Annotated in this window: 2 rRNA genes (1 of these 2 cut by a window edge); both read right to left on the bottom strand. The window is 55.0% G+C overall.

The features are described 5' to 3' along the window. Nucleotides 1-7 precede the first annotated feature (7 nt). Nucleotides 8-122 (bottom strand): 5S ribosomal RNA (gene rrf / locus C8K44_RS26960). Between the two features lie 225 nt (nucleotides 123-347). Then, a 23S ribosomal RNA gene (locus C8K44_RS26965) occupies nucleotides 348-2,500 on the bottom strand; it runs 660 nt beyond the window's last position.

Genomic DNA, 2,500 nt, shown 5'->3' on the forward strand with positions numbered 1-2,500 from the left:
TTGGCAGACCTGGCAGCGACTTACTCTCCCGCGTCTTGAGACGAAGTACCATCAGCGCTGGAGCGTTTCACGGCCGAGTTCGGAATGGGATCGGGTGCAGCCGCTCCGCCATAACCACCAGGTCGGCAAAACGCACGTTATTTTCGAGAAGCTGCAGGCTGAGCCTGTTTTTTTGTGCCTTGGCGACGTCTGCGATCGGCTTTCGGGCAAGGCCCGCAAGCGCGACTGCGCGTCGCCGGTCGTCCGGCGCCCTCGCGGAGCATAGGGCCGCAAGGCCCGCTCATGCGTGAGCGCTGGCAAGCGACGATCCCTTCGGGATCGCGCTGCGATGAACACAAGTAATGAGAACGATCAAGCCTATCGAACTATTAGTACCGGTAAGCTTCATGCATTGCTGCACTTCCACACCCGGCCTATCAACGTGGTCGTCTTCCACGGTTCTCAGGGAATACTCGTTTTAAGGTGGGTTTCCCGCTTAGATGCCTTCAGCGGTTATCCCGTCCGGATATAGCTACCCTGCTATGCGGCTGGCGCCACAACAGGTCCACCAGAGATCCGTCCATCCCGGTCCTCTCGTACTAGGGACAGATCCTTTCAATATTCCTACACCCACGGCAGATAGGGACCGAACTGTCTCACGACGTTCTGAACCCAACTCACGTACCGCTTTAAATGGCGAACAGCCATACCCTTGGGACCTGCTCCAGCCCCAGGATGCGATGAGTCGACATCGAGGTGCCAAACAACCCCGTCGATATGGACTCTTGGGGGTCATCAGCCTGTTATCCCCGGCGTACCTTTTATCCGTTGAGCGATGGCCCTTCCACACGGGACCACCGGATCACTATGACCGACTTTCGTCTCTGCTCGACTTGTCAGTCTCGCAGTCAGGCGGGCTTATGCCATTGCACTCGACGACCGATTTCCGACCGGTCTGAGCCCACCATCGCGCGCCTCCGTTACTCTTTAGGAGGCGACCGCCCCAGTCAAACTACCCACCATACATTGTCCCGGACCCGGATAACGGGCCGCGGTTAGACATCCATAGAGATAAGGGTGGTATTTCAAGGGTGGCTCCACCAAGGCTGGCGCCCTGGCTTCAAAGCCTACCACCTATCCTACACATGCCACTACGAATGCCAATGTAAAGCTATAGTAAAGGTGCACGGGGTCTTTCCGTCTAACCGCAGGAACCCCGCATCTTCACGGGGAATTCAATTTCACTGAGTCTATGCTGGAGACAGCGGGGAAGTCGTTACGCCATTCGTGCAGGTCGGAACTTACCCGACAAGGAATTTCGCTACCTTAGGACCGTTATAGTTACGGCCGCCGTTTACTGGGGCTTCAGTTCAAAGCTTGCACCTCTCCCTTTAACCTTCCAGCACCGGGCAGGCGTCAGACCCTATACGTCGTCTTGCGACTTCGCAGAGCCCTGTGTTTTTGATAAACAGTCGCTACCCCCTGGTCTGTGCCACCCTCCTACGGTTGCCCGCAGAAGGGTCACGCTTCTTCCGAAGTTACGCGTGCAATTTGCCGAGTTCCTTCAGCATAGTTCTCTCAAGCGCCTTGGTATACTCTACCAGTCCACCAGTGTCGGTTTCGGGTACGGTCTATAATGGAGGAGCTATTTCCTGGAACCGCTCCGCTGCAGGGATCAATCCAATAAGACCCCACAACATACGCGATCCGTCACTTCCTCCAGGCCCACGAATATTAACGTGGTTCCCATCGTCTACGCATTTCTGCCTCGACTTAGGGGCCGGCTAACCCTGCTCAGATTAGCTTTAAGCAGGAACCCTTGGACTTTCGGCGGGGGAGTCTCTCACTCCCCTTACGTTACTCATGTCAGCATTCGCACTTCTGATACCTCCACCGCCCCTCACAGGTACGGCTTCGTCAGCTTACAGAACGCTCCGCTACCGCTTGCAGCAAGCTGCAAACCCTAAGCTTCGGTGTATGGCTTTAGCCCCGGTACATTTTCGGCGCAAAGACCCTTATTTAGACCAGTGAGCTGTTACGCTTTCTTTAAATGATGGCTGCTTCTAAGCCAACATCCTGGTTGTTTTGGGATCCTCACATCCTTTCCCACTTAGCCATAACTTGGGGACCTTAGCTGTAGGTCAGGGTTGTTTCCCTTTTCACGACGGACGTTAGCACCCGCCGTGTGTCTGCCGACTAGTACTCCCAGGTATTCGGAGTTTGGTTAGGTTTGGTAAATCGGTGAGATCCCCTAGCCCATCCAGTGCTCTACCCCCTGGGGTATTCGGTCGACGCTCTACCTAAATAGATTTCGCGGAGAACCAGCTATTTCCGAGTTTGATTGGCCTTTCACCCCTAGCCACAAGTCATCCCGAACTATTGCAACAGTTATGGGTTCGGACCTCCAGTAAGTGTTACCTTACCTTCATCCTGCTCATGGCTAGATCACTCGGTTTCGGGTCTAATGCGTCGAACTGAACGCCCTGTTCAGACTCGCTTTCGCTGCGCCTACACCTACCGG

The organism is Aminobacter sp. AP02 (genome assembly GCF_003148805.1).
In the GTDB taxonomy this organism is placed as follows: Bacteria; Pseudomonadota; Alphaproteobacteria; order Rhizobiales; family Rhizobiaceae; genus Aminobacter.